The sequence below is a fragment of the Pseudomonas flexibilis genome (assembly GCF_000802425.1).
Classification (GTDB): domain Bacteria; phylum Pseudomonadota; class Gammaproteobacteria; order Pseudomonadales; family Pseudomonadaceae; genus Serpens; species Serpens flexibilis.
This window is the reverse complement of record NZ_JRUD01000007.1, coordinates 38,450-65,278: the sequence shown is the minus strand read 5'-3', so window position 1 is coordinate 65,278 and position 26,829 is coordinate 38,450. Positions and strand designations below refer to the sequence as shown.

General features: G+C 65.2%; 24 protein-coding genes, 2 tRNA genes and 2 pseudogenes. 15 read left to right on the top strand and 13 right to left on the bottom strand.

Annotated features, from left to right (window positions below):
• The first annotated feature begins 111 nt into the window (after positions 1-111).
• The 10 genes from SF06_RS05495 (at position 112) to SF06_RS05450 (ending at position 13,141) form a co-directional block, all read left to right on the top strand.
• Positions 112-1,425 (top strand): undecaprenyl-phosphate glucose phosphotransferase, encoded by a 1,314-nt coding sequence (locus SF06_RS05495; RefSeq protein ID WP_139326688.1) that lies wholly within the window; start codon positions 112-114, stop codon positions 1,423-1,425.
• A 25-nt stretch (positions 1,426-1,450) separates the two neighbouring features.
• Complete coding sequence (locus SF06_RS05490; protein ID WP_234703307.1) at positions 1,451-2,206, top strand: WecB/TagA/CpsF family glycosyltransferase; 756 nt, start codon at positions 1,451-1,453, stop codon at positions 2,204-2,206.
• Positions 2,207-2,216: 10 nt separating this feature from the next.
• Positions 2,217-3,224: a glycosyltransferase gene (locus SF06_RS05485; RefSeq protein WP_234703306.1), complete on the top strand. Its 1,008-nt coding sequence runs from the start codon at positions 2,217-2,219 to the stop codon at positions 3,222-3,224.
• Positions 3,221-4,330 (top strand): glycosyltransferase, encoded by a 1,110-nt coding sequence (locus tag SF06_RS05480; RefSeq protein WP_039560259.1) that lies wholly within the window; start codon positions 3,221-3,223, stop codon positions 4,328-4,330. Before SF06_RS05485 ends, SF06_RS05480 begins: the two co-directional genes overlap by 4 nt.
• Positions 4,327-5,616, top strand: a complete 1,290-nt coding sequence (locus SF06_RS05475; protein ID WP_052199722.1) for an O-antigen ligase family protein — start codon at positions 4,327-4,329, stop codon at positions 5,614-5,616. Before SF06_RS05480 ends, SF06_RS05475 begins: the two co-directional genes overlap by 4 nt.
• Positions 5,613-6,539 carry a glycosyltransferase family 2 protein gene (locus SF06_RS05470; protein ID WP_039560258.1) on the top strand — a complete coding sequence of 309 codons (927 nt, stop codon included), beginning with the start codon at positions 5,613-5,615 and terminating at the stop codon, positions 6,537-6,539. The genes SF06_RS05475 and SF06_RS05470 overlap by 4 nt, the downstream gene beginning before the upstream one ends.
• The gene (locus SF06_RS05465; RefSeq protein ID WP_039560257.1) at positions 6,536-7,954 is read left to right on the top strand and encodes an oligosaccharide flippase family protein; all 1,419 of its coding nucleotides are present in this window, start codon (positions 6,536-6,538) and stop codon (positions 7,952-7,954) included. The genes SF06_RS05470 and SF06_RS05465 overlap by 4 nt, the downstream gene beginning before the upstream one ends.
• A 90-nt stretch (positions 7,955-8,044) precedes the next feature.
• Positions 8,045-8,671: a translesion DNA synthesis-associated protein ImuA gene (gene imuA, locus SF06_RS05460; protein WP_039560256.1), complete on the top strand. Its 627-nt coding sequence runs from the start codon at positions 8,045-8,047 to the stop codon at positions 8,669-8,671.
• 7 nt (positions 8,672-8,678) lie between these two features.
• Positions 8,679-10,085 carry a Y-family DNA polymerase gene (locus SF06_RS05455; protein WP_039560255.1) on the top strand — a complete coding sequence of 469 codons (1,407 nt, stop codon included), beginning with the start codon at positions 8,679-8,681 and terminating at the stop codon, positions 10,083-10,085.
• Entirely contained in the window at positions 10,082-13,141 is a 3,060-nt protein-coding gene (locus SF06_RS05450; protein ID WP_039560254.1) for an error-prone DNA polymerase, read from the top strand. The genes SF06_RS05455 and SF06_RS05450 overlap by 4 nt, the downstream gene beginning before the upstream one ends.
• Before the next feature lie 74 nt (positions 13,142-13,215).
• Here SF06_RS05450 and SF06_RS05445 read toward each other — a convergent pair whose 3' ends face one another.
• Entirely contained in the window at positions 13,216-13,938 is a 723-nt protein-coding gene (locus SF06_RS05445) for an enoyl-CoA hydratase/isomerase family protein (RefSeq protein ID WP_267882105.1), read from the bottom strand.
• Positions 13,939-14,015: 77 nt separating this feature from the next.
• Positions 14,016-14,144, bottom strand: a pseudogene (locus SF06_RS18870) (3-ketosteroid-9-alpha-hydroxylase); the annotation flags it as partial.
• Here SF06_RS18870 and SF06_RS18950 point away from each other — a divergent pair.
• From SF06_RS18950 to SF06_RS17930, 5 genes and pseudogenes are all read left to right on the top strand, one after another.
• A pseudogene (locus SF06_RS18950) lies at positions 14,142-14,240 on the top strand (2-oxopent-4-enoate hydratase); the annotation flags it as partial. The pseudogenes SF06_RS18870 and SF06_RS18950 sit on opposite strands and share 3 nt — an antisense overlap.
• 25 nt (positions 14,241-14,265) lie before the next feature.
• The gene (locus SF06_RS05435; protein WP_039560251.1) at positions 14,266-15,162 is read left to right on the top strand and encodes an acetaldehyde dehydrogenase (acetylating); all 897 of its coding nucleotides are present in this window, start codon (positions 14,266-14,268) and stop codon (positions 15,160-15,162) included.
• A 10-nt stretch (positions 15,163-15,172) separates the two neighbouring features.
• Positions 15,173-16,204, top strand: a complete 1,032-nt coding sequence (dmpG, locus tag SF06_RS05430) for a 4-hydroxy-2-oxovalerate aldolase (RefSeq protein ID WP_039560250.1) — start codon at positions 15,173-15,175, stop codon at positions 16,202-16,204.
• Between the two features lie 30 nt (positions 16,205-16,234).
• Positions 16,235-16,765 (top strand): MFS transporter, encoded by a 531-nt coding sequence (locus SF06_RS18825; protein ID WP_065365667.1) that lies wholly within the window; start codon positions 16,235-16,237, stop codon positions 16,763-16,765.
• Positions 16,729-17,589: an MFS transporter gene (locus tag SF06_RS17930; protein ID WP_076380813.1), complete on the top strand. Its 861-nt coding sequence runs from the start codon at positions 16,729-16,731 to the stop codon at positions 17,587-17,589. The genes SF06_RS18825 and SF06_RS17930 overlap by 37 nt, the downstream gene beginning before the upstream one ends.
• Positions 17,590-17,662: 73 nt before the next feature.
• Here SF06_RS17930 and SF06_RS05420 read toward each other — a convergent pair whose 3' ends face one another.
• From SF06_RS05420 to SF06_RS05370, 11 genes are all read right to left on the bottom strand, one after another.
• Positions 17,663-18,430 carry a 3-alpha-hydroxysteroid 3-dehydrogenase gene (locus SF06_RS05420; protein ID WP_039560249.1) on the bottom strand — a complete coding sequence of 256 codons (768 nt, stop codon included), beginning with the start codon at positions 18,428-18,430 and terminating at the stop codon, positions 17,663-17,665.
• Between the two features lie 519 nt (positions 18,431-18,949).
• Positions 18,950-19,027, bottom strand: a tRNA-Pro gene (locus SF06_RS05415).
• A gap of 83 nt (positions 19,028-19,110) precedes the next feature.
• Positions 19,111-19,476 carry a MerR family transcriptional regulator gene (locus tag SF06_RS05410; protein WP_027591531.1) on the bottom strand — a complete coding sequence of 122 codons (366 nt, stop codon included), beginning with the start codon at positions 19,474-19,476 and terminating at the stop codon, positions 19,111-19,113.
• Positions 19,457-19,759: an integration host factor subunit alpha gene (gene ihfA, locus SF06_RS05405; RefSeq protein ID WP_027591532.1), complete on the bottom strand. Its 303-nt coding sequence runs from the start codon at positions 19,757-19,759 to the stop codon at positions 19,457-19,459. Before ihfA ends, SF06_RS05410 begins: the two co-directional genes overlap by 20 nt.
• 3 nt (positions 19,760-19,762) lie before the next feature.
• A complete protein-coding gene (gene pheT, locus SF06_RS05400; protein ID WP_039560248.1) occupies positions 19,763-22,141 on the bottom strand; it encodes a phenylalanine--tRNA ligase subunit beta in 2,379 nt (792 codons plus the stop codon).
• A 39-nt stretch (positions 22,142-22,180) separates the two neighbouring features.
• The gene (pheS, locus tag SF06_RS05395) at positions 22,181-23,197 is read right to left on the bottom strand and encodes a phenylalanine--tRNA ligase subunit alpha (RefSeq protein WP_039560247.1); all 1,017 of its coding nucleotides are present in this window, start codon (positions 23,195-23,197) and stop codon (positions 22,181-22,183) included.
• Between the two features lie 146 nt (positions 23,198-23,343).
• Positions 23,344-23,700, bottom strand: coding sequence for a 50S ribosomal protein L20 (rplT, locus tag SF06_RS05390; RefSeq protein WP_027591535.1), 357 nt, complete (start codon positions 23,698-23,700; stop codon positions 23,344-23,346).
• Between the two features lie 30 nt (positions 23,701-23,730).
• On the bottom strand, positions 23,731-23,925 hold the full coding sequence (gene rpmI, locus SF06_RS05385; protein WP_027591536.1) for a 50S ribosomal protein L35: 195 nt from the start codon (positions 23,923-23,925) through the stop codon (positions 23,731-23,733).
• A gap of 61 nt (positions 23,926-23,986) precedes the next feature.
• Complete coding sequence (gene infC, locus SF06_RS05380; RefSeq protein WP_175444358.1) at positions 23,987-24,535, bottom strand: translation initiation factor IF-3; 549 nt, start codon at positions 24,533-24,535, stop codon at positions 23,987-23,989.
• Entirely contained in the window at positions 24,535-26,457 is a 1,923-nt protein-coding gene (gene thrS / locus SF06_RS05375) for a threonine--tRNA ligase (protein WP_039560245.1), read from the bottom strand. The genes infC and thrS overlap by 1 nt, the downstream gene beginning before the upstream one ends.
• 225 nt (positions 26,458-26,682) lie before the next feature.
• Positions 26,683-26,759, bottom strand: a tRNA-Val gene (locus SF06_RS05370).
• Between the last annotated feature and the right edge of the window lie 70 nt (positions 26,760-26,829).

Here is a 26,829-nt window from a genome sequence, read left to right as displayed (position 1 = left end):
ACCCGGCCCGGCATGGATACCCCGCATCCCCTGCCCCTGGATATCGGCCAGCCCGGCGTGCCGGTCGTTAACCGACGCGGGCTGACGTTCTGGAGCCAGTGGACAACCGCCATGCTGGTACTGCAGTTGCTGCTCTGGCAACTCACCGAGGTGCACGCCGGGAAATTCTCCGAGGAATATCGGCTGCTGGGCGCCCTCACCCTCCTCGGTTCGCCGTACTGCTACAGCCTGCTGCAGGTCTACCACAAACGACACGACCTGCCGCAGGGCCTTGGCAGGCTCATGGTCGCCTGGCTGCTGCTGACCGGCGGGCTGCTGGCGCTGCTCGAGCTGGTTGGCCAGCTTGACGACTTCTCCGCAGCCTTCCTGCGCGACTGGCTGATCCTTGGCCTGTTCATCCAGATGTCCAGCCAGGCCCTGCTGTATGGCGTTTTTCGCCGCGTGACCCGCCGCCTGCGCCGCGAGCGGCGCGCCGTGATCATCGGCAGCGGCCCGGCGGCCCAGGCGCTGGCCGACCAGTTGCGCAACCGGCAGGTCACCCTGCGCGGGCTGGTGGCCTGCGATGCAAGCGATTCGCCGCTGTCTGGTCTGCGCCTGCTGGGCACCCTGGACGAGCTGGCCGAGATCATCGAGCGGGAAGGCATTCGCCGCGTCTACCTAGCCTTGCCCCGGGAACTACAGGGGCGTCTCGAAGGGCTGTATGGGGAATTGCTGAACCTGCCGGTGGATGTGATCTGGGTGCCGGATCTGGCACACCTGCCGCTGCTCAATCCGTCCTATTCGGCCATCGGCCCGCTGCCGGCGCTATACCTCAACGAAACCCTGGCCAGCTCCCATCCGGCCGCCAGCCTGGCCAAGACGCTGATGGAGCGCTGCCTGGCGGCCCTGGCGCTGGTACCCCTCGCCCCGCTGCTGCTGACCATCGCCGTGGCGGTGAAACTGTCCTCGCCGGGCCCGGTGCTGTTCCGCCAGCAGCGCCACGGCTGGAACGGCCGGATCATCGAAATCTGGAAGTTCCGCACCATGTACCAGCATCCGGACGATCAGGTGCGCCAGGCCAGCCGGCATGATCCACGGGTCACGCCGGTCGGGCGATTGCTGCGGCGCACCTCGCTGGACGAGTTGCCGCAGCTGTACAACGTGCTGCGCGGCGACATGGCCCTGGTGGGTCCCCGCCCCCACGCCGTGCTGCACAACCTCTACTACGGCGAGCGCATCCAGGCCTACATGGCCCGCCACCGCATCAAGCCGGGCATCACCGGCCTCGCCCAGGTCAACGGCCACCGCGGCGAAACCGAGACGCTGGAGAAGATGCAGCAGCGGGTCGCCGCCGACCTGGCCTACATCAACCGCTGGTCGTTCTGGCTGGACCTGAAGATTCTCTGCAAGACGCCCTTCACCCTGCTGTCCAGGGACATCTACTGAGCATGGGAATGCGTGGAGATTGCACATGCCGATGATCCGTGTGGCAGTCATGGAAAGCTTCTCGGAACAGCTGTTCAACAGCGACCAGGCGTTTTCCTTCATCAACTTCGCCTCGATTGGCCACCTCCTCCAGAACGCCAGCCAGGATCCCCAGGAAAGCCTGCACTACTTCTGCGATGGCATGCTGATGTCCAATTTCCTGTCGCGGCTCACTGGCCAGCACATCAGTCGGGTGAGTTTCGACTTCACCTCCATCGCCCCGGTGGTGTTCCTGCACGCCGAGCAGCACCGCAAGCGGGTGTTCCTGCTCGGCGCCACGCCCCGCGAGCTGGGCGGCTTCATCCGCAAGATGAAGGCGCGCTATCCGCAACTGATCATCGCCGGGCGCGAACACGGCTACTTCCGCCGCGACGAGACGGACAAGGTGGTGCAGGCGGTGCTCGACAGCCGTTGCGACATTCTCATCGTCGGGCTGGGCGCCGGCCGCCAGGAGGACTTCATCCGTCAGGTCAAGCGCCGGGGGTTCGCCGGCGTGGCCTTTTCCTGCGGCGCCTTCATCCGCCAGGAAGCCATGGCCCAGGGCGCCTACTACCCGTCGCTGATCAACCGTCTCAACCTGCGCGCCCTGTACCGGATGTACCGGGAGCCGCACACCATCCTGCGTTACCTGCTGGTCTACCCGGCCAATTTCCTGCGCCTGAACTACCTGCTGGTGCGCCGACGGCTGGAAATACACATCACCCCCGCTCGCAAGAACAATGCGCATCCTGTTCATTCATAAGGACTTTCCCATGGACGGCGGCATCGAACAGGTGCATCGCCGGCTGGCCGCGCAGTTCACGCGCGACGGCCACGAGGTCGGCTTCTTCGTGATGAACGGCGACCCCGTGCCCGACTGGCCCACCGTCGGCGGCGCGGGCAGCGTGCCCGGCGCCTGCCTGCGCCTGCGCCGGGTGCTCCGCCAGGGCGCCACCCACCTGATCGCCGCCAAGGAACAGGCCAACCTGTGCGCCTGGCTGGCCACGCGGGGCACCGACTGCCGGGTGATCTACAGCCGCCACGCCACGCTGGAATGCACCGGTCAGCGGCTCGGCCCGCGCCTGCTGGGCTGGCTCTACTCCCTGTACCTGCTCGGCGGCGGGCGCGCGGTGGCGGTGTCCGAACCGCTCGCCGGGGCGCTGTCGCGGCGCCTGCTCTGGCGCCGGGAGCGCCTGCACAACTGCCCGAACGCGGTGATCGGCGACGAGCTGCAGGAACTGGCCAACCAGCCGCCACCCTGCCCCGTGCCGGAAAGCTACCTGCTGGCGGTGGGCCGCCTGGCGCCGGAAAAGGGCTTCGATGTGCTGCTCGAAGCCTATGTCCTGGCCAGCCGGCAAGCGTCACTGCCGGCGCTGGTCATCGTCGGCGCGGGGCCCGAGAAAGACGCTCTGCTGGCCCTGGCGGCGCGCCTGGGCATCGCCTCCCGGGTGTGGTTCACCGGCTTTCTGCGCAATCCCTACCCGCTGTTTCGCGGCGCCCGGCTGTTCGTGCTCAGCTCGCGCCACGAAGGCATGCCCACCGCGCTGATCGAGGCCCTCGCCTTGCAGGTGCCGGTGGTGGCCAGCGACTGCGAAACCGGCCCGCGCGAGTTGCTGCAAAACGGGCGCCTCGGCGTGCTGGTGCCCCCGGACGATCCCCACGCCCTGGCCGAGGGGCTGCGGCGCGGGCTGGAGTGGACGCCGCCCGCCGGTGACACGAGCGTGCGCCGCTTCCACGGCCGCCAGGCCGCCCAGGCCTACTACCGGGTGTGGAACCGGTGAGCCGGCGCATCCTGTTCATCCTGCACAACCTGCACGGCGGCGGCGCCGAGAAGATGCTTGCCCGGCTGGCCAGCAGCCTGTGCGCGGAGTACCGGGTGACAGTGCTGACCCTCACCGAAGGCGGCATCCACGAGGCGCTGCTAGCCCCCGGTGTGCGCCGGGTGTGCCTGGAGAGCCCGCGCACCGCCCGCGCGCTGCCCGCCCTGGCGCGCTTCCTGCGCCGCGAGCGCTACGATGCCATGCTCGCCGCACTGACCCATGTGAACGTGCTGGCCATCGGCGCCGCCCTGCTATCCGGCACGCTGGCGCGCCTGCATGTCAGCGAGCGCAATGCCTTCTCCCGAGATCGCTGCGTCAATCCCGCCCGCAGCGTGCGCGCCGCCTACGCCCTGGCGCCCTGGCTGTATCGGCTGATTCCCAATCCGGTGATCTGCGTGTCGCACGGCGTGGCGCAGGATCTGCTGCGCCATCCGGCGTTGCGACCGCGTAATCTGGTCACCGCCGACAACCCGGTGCTGGACGACGACTACCTGATCCACCCGCTGCCCAACCCGCGTCATCCGTGGCTGCGCCACAAAGCGGGGCGCGTGCTGGTGGCCGTGGGTCGCCTGGCGCCGCAGAAGGGGTTCGACATTCTTCTCGACGCCCTGACGCGCCTGCCGGAAGACGTGCGCCTGGTGATTTTCGGCGAAGGCCCGCAGCGCGCAGCGCTGGAGCAGCAGGCCCGCCGGCTGGGCCTCGCCGGGCGCCTCGACCTGCCCGGCTACTGCGTCGACCCGCAGGCAGAGATCGCCGCCGCCGACTGCTTCGTGCTCGCGTCCCGCTTCGAGGGCAGTCCCAACGCCCTGGTGGAGGCCCTGGCGACCGGCGTGCCCGTGGTGGCCACGGACTGCCCCTACGGGCCGGAGGAGATCCTGGATCGGGGACTCGTCGCGCCCCTGGTCCCCGTGGAGGATGCCAAGACCCTGGCGCGCACGGTGGCGCAGGTTCTGGCCAGCAACCCCGAGGCGGAGCGCAGCCTCCGGCAACAGGCCGCGGCCCGTTTCACCCGCAGTGCGGCAGCGCGCAGCTATCTGCGGGTGCTGCTGCCGGAGGACCAGGCATGAAGACCCTCGAGGTGCGCTACTCCAGCCTGCGTTTCGCCTTTCTCATGTTCGGGCTGCTGTTCTACCTGAAGGCGTTCGACTTCCTGATCGCCCTGGTGATCGGGCGACGCGGCCTGAGCATGGACCGGGAGCTGGAAGGCAATCCGGTCAACCAGATCTGCGGATTGATCACCCTGCTGGTGCCGGCCTGGCTGTTCATCCGCCAGCGGATCTTTCAGCGCCGAAGCGTCTACCGGGACAATCTGGTGCTGCTGCTGTTCCTCGGCTGCCTGCTGCTCTCGGTGTTCTGGTCCTACGAACCGGGGCTGAGTTTCCGGCGCTTCGTGGCGCTGCTGGGCGTGGTGTTCTTCGCCGGCTTCGCCGTCTACAACTACCCCCTGGAACGCCTGGCGCTGCTCATCGGCTGCACCATCGGCTTCCTGTCCTTGCTCGGCCTGGCGTTCGCCCTGGTTTCCCCCGAGCTGGTGTTCTACAGCGACGGCGCGCGGGCCGGAGCCTTTCGCGGCGTGTTCGGCGAGAAGAATGCCGCCGCACGCATCAACGCCGTCGCCATCCTGCTGCTGCTGCCGGCCATCCGCCGGCGCAACCGCTGGGCGCTGCTCGCCGGCTTCTTCGCCCTGGTGGCCATCGCCCTCGGACGCTCGGCAACCGGCCTGGTACTGGTCTGCGCCGGCGTGGCCAGCTACTGGTACTTCCTGACGCTGATCCGCCTGCGCCTGCATCGTTCGCGCTCGGTACTGGTGACCAGCACCCTGGTCTACCTGCTGATCTGCCTGACGCTGTATGCCAATTACCATATCTTCCTCGACCTGCTCGGCCGCGACAGCTCGCTGACCGATCGCACGCAGATCTGGGCGCTGCTGGCCCCATCCATCGAGGAAGAGCTGCTGCGCGGCTATGGCTTCGGCGCCTTCTGGGCCAGCTCGGCGGCGGATTTCTTCCTGCGCCGCTGGGGCTATATCGGCAATGCCCATAGCGGCTATCTGGAAACCCTGCTCAATGGCGGACTGGTTCATCTGGTCGCGCTGGTGCTGCTGTTCGCCGCCACCCTGTACAAGCATTTCAACGCCCTGCAGCAGCGCAGCGCAGTGGCCCAGCACGCCAGCGCGCTGGTCATCATCGGCGTGTTCATCCTTTCCAACTACGTGGCGTATGTGGTGCCCAACCACCGCACCGGGGAGTTCCTGGTGTTTTGTGTGCTGGCCCTGTCCCTGCGCCCCGCCCGGGCCGCAGCGACAAGCCGCGCCGGCGTGGAATCCGGTATCTACGGAAGGCCTTCGGCATGAACGACTACTCGGTGTGCGTGATCATCCCCCTCTACAACGCCGACGACACCATCGACCAGGCGCTGGACTCCCTGGCAGCCCAGACCCGGCGGCCGGACCGGGTCATCGTGGTGGACGACGGCTCCACCGACGCTGGCCCGGAGCGGGTGGAGCGCTATCGCGCTCCCTTTCCGCTCACCCTGATCCGCCAGACGAACCAGGGCCCGGCCGCGGCGCGCAATCGCGGCATTTTCCAAGCCAGTGATCACCTGCTGGCCTTCCTGGACGCCGATGACTACTGGCTGCCCACCAAACTGGAAAAACAGCTGGAATGCTTCAAACGACTCAGCGCGGCGGGCCGGCGTATCGGTCTGGTCGATTGCTTCGGCATGAACCTGTTCGCCGATGGCCGGCAGATCCCTTTCGCCTGGTGCAAGGCCGGCTGGCATTTCCGCGATTTCCAGCAGCGCAACGTCATCAACTGTCCCTCCTCGGTGTTGATGGAGCGTGAGCTGGCCACTCGCTTCGGCGGCTTCGACGCGCGCCTCCGCTTCGCCGAGGACCGCTGGCTGTGGACCCAGGTGGCCGAGCGGGCGGAAATCCATACGGTGCAGGAGGTGCTCTATCACCGCCTGGTCGGTCCCGACAACATCACCGCCCAGCCAGAGCGCCACTACCCTCACAAGTTGCGCTTCGTCGAGCTTTACCTGGAACATTACGGCGCGCAGATGAGCCCACGCGAGCGCACGGATTTCATTCTCGCCAACCAGACGGAATTCCTCGAAGCTTTCTCGCGCCAGGGACAACAGCACCGGGTCATTCAGGTGTTCGAACAGATGCTGCGCATTTCCTGGCGCGCTCTGCTGACCGCGCATGGCAAGCCCGCACTGCGCTACGCCTATGCCCGCGCAACCCGCTGGCGCATGCCGGAACGTGCACGGTGATCCGGGAACGCCTGGCTCGCCTGGCCTGGATCTTCTCGGAGAAATTCGGGCTGATCCTGTTGTCCATGCTGTCCTTCTTCGTCTTCGCCCACCTGCTGACCCCGGAGGAATTGGGCGTCGGCATGCTGATCATCGTCATCGTCGAGCTGGTGGGCATCCTGTTCGGCGCGCTGATCGAAGACCCGCTGGTGCGACAGCAACAGGTCTCGCACCGCCAGCGCGCCACTGCCTTCTGGGCCTGCGTGGTGGTCGGGCTGGGTTCGCTGGGGGTGATCGGTCTGGGCGGCCTGATGGTCAGCGACGATACGGCCGTGCGCGCCATGGTGCTGGTGGCGGCATCCAAGGTGCTGGCGACCCTAATGGCGCGCATCTACGTGGCGGAGATGCGCCGCAGCGGCAACTTCCGCCTGCTCGCCTCGCGCACCCTGCTGGGCAAGGTGCTCGGCGCCTTGGGCGGCATCCTGGTTGCGCTGCAGGGCGGCGGCGCCTGGGCGCTGATCGTGCAGGCGCTGATCATGGAGCTGGTATCCCTGCTGATGCTGATGCGCAACGACCCGCGCCGCCTGCCGCTTGCGTTTGATCGGCCCTGGCTGGCCGGCGTGCTCGTGGCCGGCCTGCCCATCGCGATCAATACCCTGTGCGGGCAACTGCTGCAGCGCGGGGCCAGCGTGGTGCTGGGACTCACCGTGGGCGTGCAGGCGGTGGGCCAGTTCAATTTCGCCCTGCGCATCATCGAACTGCCGCGCACGGCGCTCTACAACGGGCTGGCCAGTTATGCGCTGCCGGCGTTCGCCCGGCGCGCCGAGCAGCCGGCACGCCTGTGGTCGCTGTTCGGCGCCGTAAGTAGCCTGACCGGCTTCCTGCTCACGCCCTGCTATATCGGCCTGGCGCTCACCGCCGAGGATCTGGTGCTGCTGGTGTTCGGCGCCCAGTGGCTGGCCGCCGTACCGACCCTGCAGGTACTGGCGGTGATGGCGGCGCTGGCCAATACCGCCCTGCATGCGCAGAGCCTGCTGGTGGCAGTGAGCCGCATCCAGACCGTGGTGCGCGCCGAAGTCGTCACTACCCTGCTGACGCTGGCCCTGCTCGGCCTGCTCGGTGAACCGCTGGGCGCCCTGGCTGGCGGGCTGGCCATGCTGGCGCGCACCCTGCTGATCGTGCCGATCCATGTCGCCGCGCTGCGCCGCAGCATCGGTTTCGGTGCAGCCGACTGGCTGCAGGGCAACTACCGCAGCCTGCTCGCCACCCTGCTGATGAGCCTCGCCGTGCTGTATTTCTCGGCCCACAGCACCCTGGGCGGCTACACCCACTGGCTGGCGGACATCTGCGTCGGCACCCTGGCCTACGCCCTTGCCTATTCGGTGCTGCACCCGCGCTGGTGGCCGGATTTCAAAGGGATGCTGGCGATGCGCTGAGCGGACGGTTGGGCATTTATCGCCCTGACTTGACCCGCGCGGGGCACTGACCGAATACTGTACTCATATACAGTATTCGAGTGATCGCGCATGTCATCCGTTGTCGCCCTCGACCGCCTGCTCGATACGCGCCGTGTCTGGCGCGGTCAGGCCGTCGTCCCGCCTTCCGCCAGCCAGCCGACCGGACATGCCGCGCTGGACGCCGCCCTGCCCGGCGGCGGCTGGCCGGATGCCGCGCTGAGCGAGATCCTCAGCGCGGCCATCGGCATCGGCGAGCTGCGCCTGCTGTGGCCGACCCTGGCGCGCCTCACCGCATCCGCCGAGCGGGTCGTGCTGGTCGATCCACCCCATATCCCCTATCCGCACGCCTGGCTGGCCGCCGGCGTCGACCTGCGCCACCTGAGCATCGTGCGGGCAACTGGCCGCGACGCCCTATGGGCCGCCGAGCAGTGCCTGCGTTCGGGCTGCTGCGGTGCCGTGCTGTGCTGGCCGAAACAGGCCGACGACCGCGCCCTGCGGCGCCTGCAGGTCGCCGCCGAAACCGGCCAGACCCTGGCCTTCGCCTACCGTCCGCTGCAGGAAGCCGCCAATCCCTCACCCGCCGCCCTGCGCCTGGCGGTGGACGCCCGCGAGGTGCGCGTCCTCAAGTGTCGCGGCGGCCTGGCCCCGGCCCGGCCGATCGCCACAGCCGCCTTGGCCAGCGGCGGCGGGCACTGAGACCGTCATGCGCTGGGCCTGCATCCTCTTTCCGCAACTGGCCATGGATGGCGTGCTGCGCCAACGGAGCGACGCGGACGCGCCGCTGGTTCTGCTGGCCGGCACGGCGCAACGGCGCCGACTGCAGGCGGTCAACCCGGCGGCGCGCGCCCTGGGCCTGAAGCCTGGCCAGTCGCTCACCGCCGCCCAGGCGCTCAGCCAGCACTTCGCCACTGCCGAATACGATCCGGCGGCCATCGAGCGCTGGCAGCAGCTGCTGGCCGCCTGGGGCTACCGCTTCAGCGCCCAGGTAAGCCTGCACTATCCGCGCTGCCTGCTGCTGGAGGTGCAGTCCTCCCTCGGCCTATTCGGCCCGTGGCCGCGCTTCGAGGCGCGTCTGCGCGAGGAACTGACCGCCCTGGGCTTCCAGCACCGCATCACCGTGGCGCCCAATCCCGCCGCCGCGCGGGTGCTGGCCAATGCCCATGATGGATTGGCGGTGGGCGACGAAACGCTGCATCAGGCGCTGGCTCCGTTGCCGGTGGAGCGCCTCGGCTTCTCCCGCGAGGCGTCCAGCGCCTTTGCCCGCATGGGCGTGCGCAACCTGGCGCAGCTGCTCGCCCTGCCCCGCGACGGCCTGGCCAAACGCTTTCCGGCCGAGGTGCTGAGTCAGTTGGATACGCTGCTCGGCCAGCGCCCGCTGGCCCTGGCCTTCTACCGACCGCCGGATCGGTTCGAGGCGCGCATCGAACTGAACTTCGAGGTCGAGTCGCACCAGGCGCTGCTCTTCCCGCTGCGCCGGCTGACCGCCGACCTGGCCACCTACCTGGCGGGGCGCGACAGCGGCGTGCAGCGTTTCGTCCTGTATCTGGAACACCGCAACCGCCCCGCCAGTCAGGTGCCGGTCGGCCTGCTGAGCGCCGAGCGCGAGGCCGCCATGCTCTTCGAGCTGACCCGGGGCCGCCTGGAGCAGCAGCAACTGCCGGAGCCGGTGCTGGCGGTGCGTCTGGTCGCCCGGGACCTGCCGCCCTTCGTGCCGGAACACCAACGGTTGTTCGAGGAACGCCCGCAACAGTCGCTGCCCTGGGAACAGCTACGCGAGCGCTTGCGCGCCCGCCTGGGCGACGACGCTGTGCAGGGCCTCGGCGCCCGCGCCGACCATCGTCCCGAGCAGGCCTGGAGCAGCCAGTCTGCCGACGTGGCACTGCCGCCCTGCGGTCCCCGTCCCGGCTGGCTGCTGGCCGAGCCGCAACCGCTGCGCGAAGGCAGCGTGCAGGTGCAGGCCGGCCCGGAGCGTATCGAGTCCGGCTGGTGGGACGGCGGCGACGTGCGCCGCGACTACTATCGGGTCGAAACCCGCGCCGGCCAGCGCGGCTGGGCCTTCAGGACCGTCGGCAATGACGGGCCGCTGCTGCTGCACGGCTGGTTCGCATGAGCGCCTACGCCGAACTGCACTGCCTGTCGCACTTCAGCTTCCAGCGTGGCGCCTCCAGCGCCGCGGAGCTGTTCGAGCGCGCTTCACGTCTCGGCTACCGCGCCCTGGCGATCACCGACGAATGCAGCCTGGCCGGCATCGTGCGCGCCTGGCAGGCGGCCAAGGAACACGCGCTGCCGCTGATCGTCGGCAGCGAGATGCGCATCGAGGACGGTCCGAAACTGGTCTTGCTGGCCGAGAACCTGGCCGGCTACCAGACACTCTGTCGATTGATCACCCAGGCCAGGCGCCGCGCCGACAAGGGCCGCTATCGCCTGCTGCATGAGGACTTCGACGCGCCGCTCGACGGGCTGCTGGCCATCTGGCTGGCGGAGCATGACGCCGACCAGGCCGCCTGGCTGCTCACGCGGTTCCCGCAACGGCTGTGGCTGGGCATCGAACTGCACCGGGGCCCGGACGATGCCGCACGGTTAAAGCACCTGCTGGCGATCGCCCGCGCCTACGGCCTGCCGGCGGTGGCCTGCGGCGACGTGCACATGCACGCCCGCGGGCGCCGCGCCCTGCAGGACTGCATGACCGCCATCCGCCATCACCTGCCGGTCAGCGAGGCCGGCGTCCACCTGTTTCCCAATGGCGAGCGCCACCTGCGCCGCCGCGAGGAGCTGGCCGAGCTCTACCCGCCCGAGCTGCTGGCCGAGACGCTGCGCATCGCCGAACGCTGCACCTTCGACCTGGATCAGTTGCGCTACCAGTACCCGCAGGAACTGGTTCCCCCGGGCTACGACGCCACTGGCTGGCTGTGCGAACTGGTGGAGCTCGGCGCCCGCGCACGCTGGCCAGACGGGGTGCCGGACAAGGTACAGGGGTTGATCGACCATGAGCTTGAGCTGATCGCCGAACTCAAGTACGAGAGCTACTTTCTCACCGTCCATGACATCGTCCGCTGGGCCCGCGAGCGGGGCATTCTCTGCCAGGGGCGTGGCTCGGCGGCCAACTCGACGGTGTGCTTCGCGCTAGGCATCACCGAACTGGATCCGTCGCGCAGCAAGCTGCTGTTCGAACGCTTCCTGTCCCGCGAGCGCAACGAGCCGCCGGACATCGACGTCGATTTCGAGCACGAGCGCCGCGAGGAAGTCATCCAGTACATCTTTCGCCGCTACGGCCGCGAGCGCGCCGCGCTCACCGCGGTGGTCAGCACTTACCATGGCGCCGGCGCGGTGCGCGACGTGGCCAAGGCTCTCGGCCTGCCGCCGGATCAGGTGAGCGCCCTGGCCGACTGCTGTGGCCGCTGGAGCGACCGGCCACCGGCCGCCGTACGCCTGCTCGAGGCCGGCTTCGACCCGGAGAATCCGCTATTACGCCGGGTGCTGGCGCTGACCGGCGAGCTGATCGGCTTCCCCCGGCACCTGTCGCAGCATCCCGGCGGCTTCGTCATCTCCCAGGAGCCGCTGGCCAGCCTGGTGCCGGTGGAGAACGCCAGCATGGCCGAACGGACGGTGATCCAGTGGGACAAGGACGACCTGGACCTGGTCGGCCTGCTCAAGGTCGATGTGCTGGCACTGGGCATGCTCAGCGCGCTGCGCCGCTGCTTCGACCTGATCGAGCACTATCGCGGCACGCGCTGGACCCTGGCCAGCCTGCCTCAGGAAGACCCGGCGACCTACGCCATGATCAGCCGCGCCGACACCATCGGCGTGTTCCAGATCGAGTCGCGGGCGCAGATGGCCATGCTGCCGCGCCTGCGCCCGCAGACCTTCTACGACCTGGTGATCCAGGTGGCTATCGTGCGCCCCGGGCCGATCCAGGGCGACATGGTCCATCCCTACCTGCGCCGGCGCAACGGCGAGGAACCGGTACTCTACCCGTCCGACGAACTGGTGCCGGTCTTCGAGCGCACCCTCGGCGTGCCGCTGTTCCAGGAACAGGTCATGGAGCTGGCGATGGTCGCCGCCGACTACACCCCGGGCGAGGCCGACGAACTGCGCCGCAGCATGGCCGCCTGGAAACGCCACGGCGGCCTGGAAAAACACCGCGAGCGCCTGACGTCGCGGATGCTCGCCAAGCAGTACACACCCGAGTTCATCGCGCGCATCTTCGAGCAGATCAAGGGCTTCGGCAGCTATGGCTTCCCTGAGTCCCACGCGGCCAGCTTTGCGCTGCTCAGCTATGCCAGCAGCTGGCTGAAGTGCCATGAACCGGCCGCCTTTGCCTGCGCCCTGGTGAACAGTTGGCCGATGGGTTTCTACAGCCCCGACCAGGTGCTGCAGGACGCACGCCGGCATGGCATCGAGGTGCGCCCGGTCGATGTGCGCCACAGCGGTTGGGATTGCGCCCTGGAGGATGGCGGTGGCCCGCAGCCGGCGATCCGCCTGGGACTGCGGATGATTCGCGGCTTTCGCCAGGCCGATGCGCAGCGGATCGAGGCGGCGCGTCCGTTCGCCTGTGTCGAAGACCTGGTGCTGCGTGCAGGCCTGGACGCCCGCGCCCGCGAGCATCTGGCCGATGCCGGTGCCTTGCGCGGCCTCGCCGGCCATCGCCACCGGGCGCGCTGGGCGGTGGCCGGCGCCGAACCCCAGTTGCCGCTGTTCGCCGGCCTGACGGCCCGCGATGACCCCCCGGCGAGCCTGCCGCCGCCCACAGTCAGCGAGGAACTGTTCACCGACTACGCGACCCTGGGCACCACCCTCGGTCCGCATCCGCTGGCGCTGCTGCGCCGCCAGCTCGAGAGCATGCGCTGTCGCAGCTCGCGCGAACTGCGCGACGCCGAACCCGGCCGCCCGCTCAGCGTCGCCGGCCTGGTCATCGGCCGCCAGCGCCCGCAAACCGCCAGCGGCGTGATCTTCGTGACCCTGGAGGACGAGTTCGGACTGATCAATGTGATCGTCTGGCACGACCTGGCCGAACGCCAACGCCGGGTCCTGGTGCAGTCGCAGATGCTGCGCATCGACGGCCATCTGGAAGCGGCGAATGGCATCCGCCACGTCATCGCCGGCCGACTGACGGATCTCACCCCGCTACTGACGGGGCTGGATGTGCGGAGTCGGGATTTTCATTAACGGTGCCTGTATGCCGGCCGCCGCACCGGCATGGTCTGCAAAGGAGGAACACGAAATTTGGATATAGAGAAGGTCTACCGACGCTTCTCAAAGAACCGATCGATCGAGGCCGAAAAAATCGGCCGCGTCGCGCAGTCCAAGAACATCGAGTGTTCCAGATCTAGCTGCTCTTTCAATGACGCCGATTGAGCATGTAAGAGCAGCGCTTTCGTAGCTCGTATTACATGCGTAGGCATCGCCGATAACCTATAGATCAAAGCCTGTACAAATTCGTCCAGTCGCGGTCGTTCGACCACATGGTTCACCAACCCCCAATCGGCCGCCTGCCTTGCATCGAAGCCACGATTCCACAACGCGATCTCTATCGCACGGCTCAATCCAAGCCTGCGGACAACATGCCAGGAAAGCCCCAGATCGCAGGTCGTCGCAATGTCCGAATAGGCATAGACGAAACGGGTTTCTGCCGCCGCGATAGAAATATCCGCCAGACACGCCAGGCTTAGCCCGGCGCCCGCAACGGCCCCATGCAGACGCGCAATGATCACGATCGGCATGGCCTGGAGCAAAAGCACGGCCTGATTCATCGGTGGAATGATCGCCGCAACGGTCGCCTCCGGATCCTGACGCAGGGCGTGCAGGTCGCCGCCCGCCATGAAGGCTTTCCCACTGCCCTGCAGGACGAGCGCCTTGAGTTCGTCTTGTCCAGATAGCGACTCGCAGGCTTGCAGGAATTCCTGTGCCATCGCAGGGCTGAGCGCATTGAGGGTATCGGCCTGGATGAAGGTCATCCAGGCGATCCCGTTTGCGATGCTCAGGGTAAGCGTCTTGCCTGCCTAGTGCGGTTCCACGCCCGCGCCCGGCACAGCTTCATCGTTCATTTGCGCTGGTCGACCGTCACGATCTCGCGACGCTCGGCAAAGCTCGCCGGGACATCCGCCTCGTCCATGAAGAACTGCTGATACCACTCGCGAAGCTGGTAGACCGGGCCGTCGCCCTCGGCTCCGGCGCCCTCGCCCCGCTGGTGCCGGTGGGCGCCGGCGACCGCATCCACATGACCATCAGCGGCATCGGCGCCGCGAGCCTGCACTTCGTCGACTGAACCCGATTCGTCAAGGAGACGAACCATGAGCAAGAAGATCCGCTGCGCCCTGATCGGGCCCGGCAACATTGGCACCGACCTGTTGTACAAGCTCATGCGCAGCGAGGTGCTCGAGCCGGTCTGGATGGTGGGCATCGACCCGACTTCCGAGGGCCTCAAGCGCGCTGAGGAAATGGGCCTGAAGGTCACCGCCGACGGGGTCGACGGCCTGCTGGCGCACGTCGAAGCCGATGACATTCGGATCGCCTTCGATGCCACCTCTGCCTATGTGCATGCCGAGAACAGCCGCAAGCTGAACGCGCTGGGCGTGCTGATGATCGACCTGACACCGGCGGCCATCGGGCCCTATTGCGTGCCCCCGGTGAACCTCAAGGACAACCTGCGGGCCGGTGTGAAGAACGTCAACATGGTCACCTGCGGCGGTCAGGCCACCATTCCGCTGGTCGCCGCGGTGTCGCGTGTGCAGCCCGTGAAATATGCGGAGATCATCGCCACCGCCGCGTCCAAGTCGGTTGGCCCGGGTACGCGCAAGAACATCGACGAGTTCACCCGCACCACCGCTGGCGCGGTGGAACATGTGGGCGGGGCGAAGAAGGGCAAGGCGATCATCGTCATCAACCCGGCCGAGCCGCCGCTGATCATGCGTGACACCGTGCACTGCCTGGTCGAAGACACGCCAGACGAAGCGGCCATTACCGAATCGATCCACGCCATGATCGCCGAGGTGCAGAAGTACGTGCCGGGCTACCAGTTGGTCAACGGGCCGGTGTTCGATGGCAAGCGTGTATCCATCTTCATGGAGGTCGAGGGCCTCGGCGACTATTTGCCCAAGTACGCCGGCAACCTCGACATCATGACCGCAGCCTCGGCCCGCACCGCCGAGATGTTCGCCGAAGAACTGCTCAAGCAGACCGAGGTTTAAGGAGTTCGCCATGGACCTTCGCGGCAAGAAAATTACCGTACACGACATGTGCCTGCGCGACGGCATGCACCCCAAGCGGCACCAGATCAGCCTGGAGCAGATGAAAAGCATTGCCCAGGGCCTGGATGCGGCCGGCGTGCCACTGATCGAAGTCACCCACGGCGACGGCCTGGGCGGCAGCTCGGTCAACTATGGCTTCCCCGCGCACAGCGACGAGGAATACCTCTCGGCCGTCATTCCGCTGATGAAGAACGCCCGGGTATCGGCACTGCTGCTGCCGGGTATCGGCACGGTCGACCATCTGAAGATGGCCCATGAACTTGGGGTTTCCACCATCCGTGTGGCAACCCACTGCACCGAGGCGGATGTTTCAGAACAGCACATCAACCACGCCCGTCACCTGGGCATGGACACGGTGGGCTTTCTGATGATGGCGCACATGAACAGCCCTGAAGGTCTCGCCGCCCAGGGCCTGCTGATGGAGAGCTACGGCGCCAACTGTATCTACATCACCGACTCGGCCGGTTATCTGCTGCCCGAGGATGTCCGCGCCCGGGTCGCCGTACTGCGCGCCGCACTGAATCCGGAGACCGAGATCGGCTTTCACGGCCATCACAACCTGTCGATGGGCGTGGCCAATTCCATTGCCGCGATCGAGGCAGGGGCCACGCGTATCGATGCCGCCTGCGCCGGCCTTGGGGCGGGTGCCGGCAACACGCCAATGGAAGTGCTGGTGGCGGTGTGTGACCGCATGGGCATCGAGACCGGCGTCAGCGTGTTCGGCATTCAGGACGTCGCCGAGGACCTGGTGGTGCCGATCATGGACTTCCCCATCCGCAGCGACCGCGACGCGCTGACCATGGGCTACGCCGGGGTCTATGGCTCGTTCCTGCTGTTCGCCAAGCGCGCCGAGAAGAAGTACGGCGTCTCGGCGCGCGAGATCCTCGTGGAGATGGGGCGCCGCGGCATGGTGGGTGGCCAGGAGGACATGATCGAGGACACCGCGCTGACGCTGCTCAAGCAACGCAGGGCTAACGCCTGAGTCAAATCCTCTCGCGTCTCGGAGCCAAACATGACGACTGCCACCACAGCGGAGGCGCGCCTCGGCTGGCGCACGCATGGCGTGCTGGCGCTGCTGGTGGTGGCCTATGCCAGCAGCTTCATCGGTCGACAGATCATGTCGGTGATGATCGAACCCATCAAACTGGAATTCGGCGTCAGCGACACGGCCATGGGGCTGGTATCCGGCCTGTCGTTCGCCGCCGTCTATGCCCTGCTCGGCCTGCCGGCCGGTCGCCTGGCGGATCGCCATTCGCGGATGCGGGTCCTGGCCATCACCGCGGCGCTCTGGGCGCTGGCCACCCTCCTCTGCGGCATGGCCACCGGCTTTCTCATGCTGGCGCTGGTGCGGATGCTGGTGGCGGCCACCGAGGCCCCCGTTACTCCAACATCCCTTTCACTGATCGCCGATCTCTACCCGGTTCGGAATCGCTCGCTGGCGATCAGCTGTTTCACCGGTGCGCCCACCCTGTCTGCCATCGTCGGCCTGAGCATGGTGCCTGGCTCGTGGATGTTCATGGCTGGCGCACCGGATTCGTGCTGATCGCCATTCCGCTGTTGTTCCTGTCGCTGGTCTTCGGTTTCCTGGTGCGCGAGCCCCAGCGGGGGCGCTGGGACGGCGTCGCCGATCAGCCGGATCCGGGAGAAACCTTACGGCAAGCGGCTATGACGTTGCTGCGCAACCGGCCCTACCTGATCCTGATGAGCGCCAGTGCGCTGACCACCTTCAGCGCCTACGCCTTTGCCATGTGGAACACCAGCTTTCTCGTGCGCAGTCATGCGCTATCACTACAGCATGCCGGCATCCTCGCCGGCGTGGTCAGCGGTGCCAGCATGGCCTTTGGCGGTGTATTCAGCGGCTGGTTGACCGACCGCCTCAGCAGCGTGAATCGCGCCTGGCTGCTACGCATCCCGCTGCTCGGGCATCTGCTCGGGCTGGCTGGCATGGTGCTCTATCTACTCTGGCCGCAGGCGACATGGTTGACCGTCGCAGGCCTGCCGGTGCCAACAGCCATGCTCTGGGCAGCGCTCAGCGGTTTTTTCAGCATCTGGTGGGTGGCGGCGTCCTTCAATCTGCTGACCCAGTTGGTCAGCCCCTGGCAGCGCGCGACGGCGATCGCCCTGCAGACGGTTTTCTCCACACTGCTTGGCATCGGTCTCGGCCCGCTTGCGGTCGGCCTGCTGAGCGACGCACTCGGCGGCGCGTTCGGCAACGACTCGCTGCGCTACGCCATCCTGTTCATCAGCGTTTTCCTGCTGGTGCCTATGGGCTTGCTGCTGACGCTGTACCATTCCGGTGCCTATCACGCGCCGGCGCCCGTGCTCAGACCGTCTGCCGGGGCGCCGCTGGTGGCCTGCTCGGATTGAAGGAGGCGGTCACCTGGCGCAGCAACGCCCGGCAAGCCAGGCGTCTTTCGAATGTCGTCGCAGCGGTGAAGGCTCAGAAGGTCTTGGCGCGCATCAGTGCGTCCATGCCGCCGTCGACGAACAGTACGCTGCCGTGGATGAAGCTCGCCTGAGGCCCAAGGAGAAAGGCGATCGCCTCCGCCACCTCTCGGGGTTCGCTGCCACGACCCAGCGGCGCCACGAAACGACGCGTCGACTCCCCATAACGCGGATCGGCCTTCGAAGCCTGCAGCAGTGGCGTCTCCACCGCACCTGGCGCGACCACGTTCAAGCGTACGCCGCGTCCAGCCCAGTCAACCACGTTACGTCGAGCCAAGCAGGTCACCGCATACTTGGAACCGGCATAAGCCAAATGCGTCTGGCCCTGCTGCTCTGCCAGCTCGATCGCACGGGCCTCATCGCCGTCCAGCATCGCCTCAACCATCGGCAGCTCGGCGGCCCCAGGCTGAGTCGCCGCAATGGAACCGACGATCACCGCAGCCGGCTGCTGTCCTCGCGATAGCGCCTCGGCCAGACCGTCCAGCAGGGCACTGACGCCAAAGTAGTTGACCGCAACGACCAGGCCACTGTTTGCAGCGGTTACGCCGACGCCGGCGCAGCAAACCAGCCCATCGAGCACGCCACCACAACGGTCCAGCACAGCGGCGACGGCCGTTTCTCGCCCGCCTGGGGTAGACAGATCCGCCTCGATATCAGCCTGGCCCCGGTCAATGCCAATCACAGTATGGCCGGCGCGGGCCAGCAGCTCCTTGAGCGCGGCGCCGATGCCTGAAGCGCTTCCAGTAATTGCGATAACGGACATAAACATCTCCTTGATGGGCGGATTAAGAACGGGCATGCCATAGGTTACTGCCGGATGCCTCACATAGGCTCACTCCACCATACGACAGCCCGCATCTCATCGTCTGGAAAGACTACCGTGAGCCGCAAAGCAAGGCTCTGTAAGAAAGGTCCGAACGGGTGAGTCGACGCAATGAAAGGCTGGAGGCACTCATGGGCAAAGCGTTGCGACCGCCCCGATGCCGCCTTGGAAACTGATCGCGGATCTGGCTTCCCTGGCGCACAAGACCCAGACGTCCCCATCACCAGCAAACCGGTACGGCATCGCAAGTGGTTGTGGCGGACAAGGGCGACGAGCCGACACCTGCGCCAGTACTGCGACCGTTATCGAATGCAGCCTGTGATCCCGCTGCGGAGCATCGCGCAGCTAATTGCCTGCCAATTGGCTACCGGAAGGCCCGAAATTGGCTATCAGAAATTTTCTGATCGCCCATAAAAAAATCCAGTCACCGCTAAGTGACTGGATTTTTTGGAGTTTTTTTGGTCGGGACGGAGTGATTCGAACACTCGACCCCTTGCACCCCATGCAAGTGCGCTACCATGGCTGCGCTACGCCCCGACATCACTACCAGCCTCGCTGGAAGTGGTGCGCACTATATAGTAACCATCTGATAAATGGAAGCTTTTTTTGCGAGGAGACCCTCACTTGCGCAGGATCCGCAACACGTCTTCCAGCTCGCATAATGTTTGCCGGATGAGCTGTCGTGTTTGTGTAGTGTCTTCGATAGCTTCCTGGCCGGACAGCTTCTGCCGAGCACCGCTGATGGTGAAGCCCTGGTCGTAGAGGAGGGAGCGAATCTGGCGGATGACCAGTACATCATGACGCTGGTAGTAGCGGCGGTTACCCCGCCGCTTCATCGGACTGAGCTGGGAAAATTCTTGTTCCCAGTAGCGCAGGACGTGGGGCTTGACGGCGCAGAGGTCGCTGGCCTCGCCAATGGTGAAGTAGCGCTTGCCCGGGATGGGCGGCAGGTCGTCCGTGCCGCCTTTAGGATTTGCTTCCGGCATAGGTTTCAACCCTTGCCTTGAGCTTCTGGCCCGGGCGGAAAGTCACCACACGGCGCGCCGTGATGGGGATCTCTTCGCCCGTCTTCGGATTTCTTCCGGGGCGCTGACGTTTGTCGCGCAGATCGAAGTTGCCGAACCCGGACAGTTTGACCTGTTCGTTCTGCTCCAGGGCCTGGCGAATTTCCTCAAAGAACAGCTCGACCAATTCCTTGGCTTCTCGCTTGTTCAGGCCCAGCTCTTCATACAGACGTTCAGCCATTTCAGCTTTCGTCAGAGCCCCCATACGCTACATCCTTAACGTGGCGTTGAACCGATCTCCCAGCGAGGTGAGGATGGTTTGGGTCGCAGCGCTCACCTCATCGTCGTTAAGAGTGCGCGAAGGATGCTGCCAGGTCAAGCCGACTGCCAGACTTTTACGAGACGGATCAATGCCTTTGCCCTGATAGACATCAAACAGCTTGAGATCAGTCAGGTAATCCCCTGCGCACTCTCGAATACAACCCAGAACCTCCTCGGCTGGCGTGTCGCGATCAACCAGCAATGCCAGGTCGCGGCGCACTTCAGGGAAGCGTGACAGCTCTCGGAATGCCGGCAGCTTGCCCACTGCCAGTTCGGCCAGGTGCAGCTCGAAGAGGAACAGCGGCTGCTCGATGCCCAGCTCCGTGGCTAGTTGCGGATGAATGGCGCCCATGTAACCGACCGTTCGTCCTTCCCGCTCGATACGCGCGCACTGCCCCGGGTGCAGGGCCGGATGCTCTCCGGCAACGAACCGGAAGGCCCCCGCATCGCCTGCAGCAGCCAGCAGCGCTTCCACGTCCCCCTTGAGGTCATAGAAGTCCACGCTCTCGCGCCCATGGCTCCAGGATTCCGGGAGGCGATTACCGGTGATCACACCCGCTAGCATCGACTCCTGCTGGAGCTGGGGGAGCTGACCCACAAAGCGCAGGCCGCTTTCGAACAAACGCACCCGATTCTGCTGGCGATTGAGGTTGTGCAGGACCGCCTTGACCAGACCCGGCCAGAGGGAGGCACGCATCGCCGCCATGTCGGCGGAAATCGGATTGGCCAATACCAGCGGAGTCGCCTCAGGGTTGAACTGGGCAAACAGCTTGGGATCGATGAAGCTGTAGGTGATTGCCTCCTGATAGCCACGAGCAACCAACAGGCGACGCAACGCGGGCAACTCGGCTGTCGCTTCTGCGCGCGCCTGAGGTGCCAGTCGCGCCTGCGGATAACGAACCGGCAAACGGTCGTAACCGTACAGGCGCCCAAGCTCTTCGATCAGGTCGACTTCCAGGGCGATATCGAAGCGATGACTGGGGATCTGTACTTCCCAAACACCCTCTACCTTGGCGCTCACAGCCAGGCCCAGGGCGGCGAGCAGACGCTCCACCAGCGCAGGCTCCAGCTCAAGCCCCAGCATCTGCGCGATACGGTCGCTGCGTAGGATAACGGCGTCACGCTTGGGCAGATCGGCCTCGCTGACGGCCTCGACGACCGGGCCGGCTTCACCGCCGACGATTTCCAGCAACAACGTAGTGGCGCGCTCCATGGCCTGACGGGCCAGCTCGAAATCCACGCCGCGCTCGAAGCGATGCGATGCATCGGTGTGCAGGCCATAACCGCGCGCCTTGCCGGCCAGGGCGATCGGATCGAAGAACGCCGATTCCAGGAACAGATCTCGGGTCTGCGCACTCACGCCGCTGTGTTCGCCGCCCATCACACCGGCAATGGCCAGCGGACGTTCGTGGTCGGCGATCACCAGGGTGTCCGCCGTCAGCGTGGCTTCCTGGCCGTCCAGCAGAACCAGCTTCTCGCCCTGCTCCGCCATGCGCACCCGGATGCCGCCGCGAATCTCGGCCAGATCGAAGGCGTGCATGGGCTGGCCGAGTTCCAGCATCACGTAGTTGGTGACATCGACGGCCGGATCGATGCTGCGAATATCGGAGCGGCGCAGGCGCTCGACCATCCACAGCGGCGTCGGACGACTCAGGTCGACGTTGCGAATGACACGTCCCAGGTAACGCGGGCAGGCCTGCGGGGCCAGCAGTTCCACCGGGCGGGTTTCCTCGTGGACGGGCACCACCGGCTGGATCGCCACCGGTTGTACGTCGCTGCCGTAGATGGCGCCTACTTCCCGGGCCAAACCGGCCAGCGACAGGCAGTCGCCACGGTTGGGGGTCAGGCCGATCTCGATGACCACGTCATCCAGGCCCAGATACTCGCGGATATCCATGCCAAGCGGAGCATCGGCAGCCAGCTCCATCAGGCCGCTGTTATCTTCGCTGACCTTCAGCTCGGAGGCCGAGCACAGCATGCCGTAGGATTCCACGCCGCGCAGCTTGGCCTTCTTGATCTTGAAGTCCTCGCCCAGCTCGGCACCGATCATGGCAAAGGGAATCTTGATGCCCGCACGGGCATTGGGTGCGCCGCAGACCACCTGGAAGGTTTCGCTGCCGTTGCTGACCTGGCATACGCGCAGCTTGTCGGCATCGGGATGCTGCTCGGCACTGAGAATCTCACCCACCACCACGCCATGGAAGTCACCAGCCACCGGGGTCACGCTGTCGACTTCCAGGCCCACCATAGACAGCTTGGCCACCAGCGTGTCGCGATCGACTTCGGGGTTGGTCCAGCTGCGCAGCCACTGTTCACTGAATTTCATCTTCTGCTCTCTCCTGTTCGGTTCGTGTCGGACGCGGGCCTAGCGGAATTGCGCCAGGAACCTCAGGTCGTTGTCGAAGAACAGGCGCAAGTCATTGACGCCGTAGCGCAGCATGGCCAGACGCTCCACGCCCATGCCGAAGGCAAAGCCCTGGAATTCCTCGGGGTCGATTCCGGACATGCGCAGCACGTTGGGGTGCACCATGCCGCAACCCATCACCTCCAGCCAACCGGTCTGCTTGCAGACACGACAGCCCTTGCCTGAGCACATCACGCATTGCATGTCGACTTCGGCGGACGGCTCGGTGAACGGGAAGAAGGAAGGACGGAAACGCACGCCCAGCGGCTTTTCGAAGAACACCCGCAGGAACTCCTCGATGGTGCCCTTCAGGTCGGCAAAGCTGATGCCCTTGTCGACCAGCAGGCCTTCGACCTGATGGAACATCGGCGAGTGGGTGATATCCGAATCGCAGCGGTACACACGTCCCGGGCAGACGATGCGGATCGGTGGCTTCTGGTTCTCCATGGTGCGCACCTGCACCGGCGAGGTATGGGTACGCAACAACATGTTGGCGTTGAAGTAGAAGGTGTCGTGCATCGCCCGGGCCGGGTGGTGGCCGGGGATGTTGAGGGCCTCGAAGTTGTGATAGTCGTCCTCGACTTCGGGCCCCTCGGCCACGCTGTAGCCGATATGGGTGAAGAACTGTTCGATGCGCTCCTTGGTGCGGGTAACCGGGTGCAGACCACCGGATGCCTGGCCACGGCCGGGCAGCGTCACATCGATCCGCTCGGCAGCCAGTTTGGCCTGCAGGGCGGCGGCTTCCAGATCAGCCTTGCGCGCCGCCAATGCACCTTGCACTTGGTCACGGGCGGCATTGATAAGCGCGCCGGCCCTGGGACGCTCTTCCGCCGAGAGCCTGCCCAGAGTCTGCATCAGCAGGGTGATCTCACCCTTCTTGCCCAGGTATTGCACCCGGATCTGTTCGAGGGCGTTGATGTCTTCGCTGCCTCGCACGGCCTCCAGCGCTTGGGCGACCAGTGCATCGAGATTTTCCATGTACATCCTCCCGAGGATCTTGCAAAAGCACCCGCTGTGTCAGGCGTTTTTGCAAGAGCCCTTCAAATACAAAATAGGGGAAGAGCCCAAGGCTCTTCCCCTATCGTTGACGCTTCGCTCCGGACGAATCCGGTATGCCGGGGAAGTTAGGCCAGAGAGGCTTTGGCTTTCTCGACGATCGCGGCGAAGGCGGTCTTTTCGTTCACTGCCAGATCGGCCAGAACCTTGCGGTCGATCTCGATGGCCGCCTTTCTCAGGCCAGCGATCAGGCGGCTGTAGGACAGACCGTTCTGACGAGCACCGGCGTTGATACGAGCGATCCACAGAGCGCGGAACTGGCGCTTGCGCTGACGGCGGTCACGGTAGGCGTATTGGCCAGCCTTGATCACCGCCTGCTTGGCAACGCGGAACACGCGGGAGCGTGCACCGTAGTAGCCCTTGGCGAGCTTCAGAATTTTCTTGTGACGAGCACGAGCGATAACGCCACGCTTAACACGAGCCATGAGTAAAGTCCTCTAAAAATCTTGACCGGATTAACGAACGCGCAGCATGCGCTCGACCTTCGCCTTGTCAGACGGGTGCATCAGCGAAGTGCCCCGCAGCTGACGCTTACGCTTGGTCGTCATCTTGGTCAGGATGTGGCTCTTGAAAGCGTGCTTGTGCTTGAAGCCGTTTGCGGTCGGCTTGAAGCGCTTCTTGGCACCACTCTTGGTTTTCATCTTTGGCATGTTCGGTACTCCGTAGCTGAGTGCTTACAAATAACTGCAAGGCCTGCCAGTGCCCTGGTAGTTATTTTTTCTTCTTGGGAGCGATGACCATCATCAGCTGGCGTCCTTCCAGCTTCGGATGCTGTTCAACGGCGCCGTATTCGGCGAGATCGGCTTCGACCCGCTTCAACAGCTCCATGCCCAGCTCCTGGTGAGCCATCTCACGACCGCGGAATCGCAGGGATACCTTGGCCTTGTCCCCTTCACTGAGGAAACGGATCAGGTTGCGAAGCTTGACCTGATAGTCCCCTTCCTCGGTTCCTGGACGGAACTTGATTTCCTTGATCTGAATCTGCTTCTGGTTCTTCTTGGCCGCCGCCTGCTGCTTCTTCTTTTCGAACAGGTGCTTGCCGTAATCCATGATGCGACAAACCGGAGGCAGGGCCTCGGCGGAAATTTCCACCAGGTCCAGCTTTGCCTCTTCGGCGACCCTCAGGGCTTCGTCGATGGAGACGATGCCGATCTGTTCGCCATCCGCACCGATCAGACGGACCTCACGAGCACTGATGTTTTCATTGATCGGAGGCTTGGGTGCCCGTTTGTCTTGTCTCATATCACGCTTAATAGTCATTACTCCGATGCTTGGCGACCACGCCGGGAAACCGTCTGTGCCAGCAAACCGCTGAACTGCTCGATGGGCATGCTGCCCAGATCAGTACCTTCGCGGGTGCGCACAGCGACGGACCGTGTCTCAACTTCCCGGTCTCCAATAACGAGGAGGTAGGGAACCTTGAGCAAAGTATGCTCGCGGATTTTAAAGCCGATCTTCTCGTTTCTCAAGTCAACCTTTGCCCGGAAGCCTTGGGAATTCAGGGTTTTCTCGACTTCCTCGGCGAATGGCGCCTGCTTGTCGGTAATGTTCATGATCACCGCCTGGGTCGGAGCCAGCCAGGCCGGGAAGGATCCTTCGTAATGTTCGATCAGGATGCCGATGAAGCGCTCGAACGAACCCAGGATCGCCCGGTGCAGCATGACCGGCCGCTTGCGCTGGTTGTCCTCAGCGATGTAGCTGGCATCCAGCCGCTCGGGCAGGTTCGGGTCGTACTGCAGGGTCCCGCACTGCCAGTTGCGGCCCAGGCAATCGCGCAGGGTGAACTCGATCTTCGGACCGTAGAAGGCGCCCTCGCCCGGCTGGTACTCCCAGGCCAGGCCGGATTCATTCAACGCCTGCGCCAAGGCCTCCTCGGCGCGATCCCAGAGCTCGTCGGAGCCGACGCGCTTGGCCGGTCGGGTCGAGAGCTTCATGGCGATGTCAGTGAAGCCGAAGTCCGCGTAGACCTTGAGCGTCAGCCGGATGAAGTCGGCCGCTTCCTGGCGCACCTGATCCTCGGTGCAGAAGATATGCGCGTCATCCTGGGTGAAGCCGCGCACCCGCATGATGCCGTGCAGCGCGCCGGACGGCTCATTGCGGTGGCAAGCACCGAACTCAGCCATGCGCAACGGCAGATCGCGGTAAGACTTCAGGCCCTGGTTGAAGATCTGCACGTGGCACGGGCAGTTCATCGGCTTGACTGCGTAGTCGCGGTTCTCCGAGGAGGTGGTGAACATGTTTTCGGCATAGTTCGACCAGTGCCCGGACTTCTCCCAGAGGATGCGGTCCACCACTTGGGGGGTGCGCACCTCGACATAGCCGTTTTCGCGCTGAACCTGGCGCATGTACTGCTCGAGCCCCTGATACACGCTCCAGCCGTTCGGGTGCCAGAACACCATGCCGGGCGCTTCTTCCTGGGTGTGAAACAGCCCCAGGCGCTTGCCCAGTCGACGGTGATCACGCTTCTCGGCTTCCTCGATGCGCTGGATATAAGCAGCCAGCTGCTTCTTGTCGGCCCAGGCAGTGCCATAGATTCGCTGCAGCTGCTCGTTCTTCGAGTCGCCGCGCCAGTAGGCGCCGGATATACGGGTCAGCTTGAAGGCCTTGAGGAAGCGGGTGTTCGGCACGTGCGGCCCCCGGCACATGTCCACGTATTCCTCGTGGTAGTACAGACCCATCGCCTTCTCGTCCGGCATATCGTCGATCAGGCGCAGCTTGTACTCTTCGCCACGCGCCCTGAAGACCTCGATGACCTCATTGCGCGGCGTCATTTTCTTGATGACGTCGTAATCCCTGGCAATCAGCTCGGCCATTCGCGCTTCGATCGCCGCCATATCCTCCGGCGTGAAGGGGCGATCGATGGCGATGTCGTAATAGAAGCCCTCGTCGATCACCGGACCGATGACCATCTTGGCATTCGGATAGAGCTGCTTGACTGCATGCCCCACCAAGTGGGCGCAGGAGTGACGAATGATCTCCAGCCCTTCCTCGTCCTTCGACGTGATGATCTGCAGGGTGGCATCATTTTCGATCAGGTCGCAGGCATCGACCAGGCGACCGTTGACCTTGCCGGCGATCGTCGCCTTGGCCAGGCCCGCACCAATGGACTGCGCCACCTCGGCCACGCTGACCGGATGATCGAATGAACGCTGACTACCGTCGGGAAGAGTAATGATGGGCATGGCGCCTCCTCTCCTAGTGGTGACCCCTACCAAAGGCCACATGGGTTGGGATGAGCCAGTAAAGCGATCCGCCGGAAGAACCCGCCGCACTGTGGCAGGAGGCCTGAGGCCTAACCCGTCGAACCGGAGCACTGGAAATCGAAGCCGCGGATGCTTCCAGAAAGCCAGGCATCTGGCAAGCAGCCATAAAAAAAGGGCCGCTTGCGGCGACCCTTTCTTGGAATTTGGTAGGCACAATTGGACTCGAACCAACGACCCCCACCATGTCAAGGTGGTGCTCTAACCAACTGAGCTATGTGCCTTCCGATGGCCGTGCATTTTACGCACAGCCCTTATCCTGTCAACTGGTTTTTTTCGCTAACGCCCTGAATC

What these genes read in the sequence shown, in the direction of transcription:
- thrS (WP_039560245.1), bottom strand. Translation starts at nt 26,457, where the DNA reads ATGCCCATCATTACTCTTCCCGACGGTAGTCAGCGTTCATTCGATCAT.
- pheS (WP_039560247.1), bottom strand. Translation starts at nt 23,197, where the DNA reads ATGGAAAATCTCGATGCACTGGTCGCCCAAGCGCTGGAGGCCGTGCGA.
- ihfA (WP_027591532.1), bottom strand. Translation starts at nt 19,759, where the DNA reads ATGGGGGCTCTGACGAAAGCTGAAATGGCTGAACGTCTGTATGAAGAG.
- pheT (WP_039560248.1), bottom strand. Translation starts at nt 22,141, where the DNA reads ATGAAATTCAGTGAACAGTGGCTGCGCAGCTGGACCAACCCCGAAGTC.
- dmpG (WP_039560250.1), top strand. Translation starts at nt 15,173, where the DNA reads ATGGACCTTCGCGGCAAGAAAATTACCGTACACGACATGTGCCTGCGC.
- SF06_RS05495 (WP_139326688.1), top strand. Translation starts at nt 112, where the DNA reads ATGCTGGTACTGCAGTTGCTGCTCTGGCAACTCACCGAGGTGCACGCC.
- SF06_RS05490 (WP_234703307.1), top strand. Translation starts at nt 1,451, where the DNA reads ATGCCGATGATCCGTGTGGCAGTCATGGAAAGCTTCTCGGAACAGCTG.
- SF06_RS05435 (WP_039560251.1), top strand. Translation starts at nt 14,266, where the DNA reads ATGAGCAAGAAGATCCGCTGCGCCCTGATCGGGCCCGGCAACATTGGC.
- SF06_RS05470 (WP_039560258.1), top strand. Translation starts at nt 5,613, where the DNA reads ATGAACGACTACTCGGTGTGCGTGATCATCCCCCTCTACAACGCCGAC.
- SF06_RS05475 (WP_052199722.1), top strand. Translation starts at nt 4,327, where the DNA reads ATGAAGACCCTCGAGGTGCGCTACTCCAGCCTGCGTTTCGCCTTTCTC.
- SF06_RS05450 (WP_039560254.1), top strand. Translation starts at nt 10,082, where the DNA reads ATGAGCGCCTACGCCGAACTGCACTGCCTGTCGCACTTCAGCTTCCAG.
- SF06_RS18825 (WP_065365667.1), top strand. Translation starts at nt 16,235, where the DNA reads ATGACGACTGCCACCACAGCGGAGGCGCGCCTCGGCTGGCGCACGCAT.
- SF06_RS05455 (WP_039560255.1), top strand. Translation starts at nt 8,679, where the DNA reads ATGCGCTGGGCCTGCATCCTCTTTCCGCAACTGGCCATGGATGGCGTG.
- SF06_RS05420 (WP_039560249.1), bottom strand. Translation starts at nt 18,430, where the DNA reads ATGTCCGTTATCGCAATTACTGGAAGCGCTTCAGGCATCGGCGCCGCG.
- SF06_RS05485 (WP_234703306.1), top strand. Translation starts at nt 2,217, where the DNA reads ATGGACGGCGGCATCGAACAGGTGCATCGCCGGCTGGCCGCGCAGTTC.
- rpmI (WP_027591536.1), bottom strand. Translation starts at nt 23,925, where the DNA reads ATGCCAAAGATGAAAACCAAGAGTGGTGCCAAGAAGCGCTTCAAGCCG.
- rplT (WP_027591535.1), bottom strand. Translation starts at nt 23,700, where the DNA reads ATGGCTCGTGTTAAGCGTGGCGTTATCGCTCGTGCTCGTCACAAGAAA.
- infC (WP_175444358.1), bottom strand. Translation starts at nt 24,535, where the DNA reads ATGACTATTAAGCGTGATATGAGACAAGACAAACGGGCACCCAAGCCT.
- SF06_RS05410 (WP_027591531.1), bottom strand. Translation starts at nt 19,476, where the DNA reads ATGCCGGAAGCAAATCCTAAAGGCGGCACGGACGACCTGCCGCCCATC.
- imuA (WP_039560256.1), top strand. Translation starts at nt 8,045, where the DNA reads ATGTCATCCGTTGTCGCCCTCGACCGCCTGCTCGATACGCGCCGTGTC.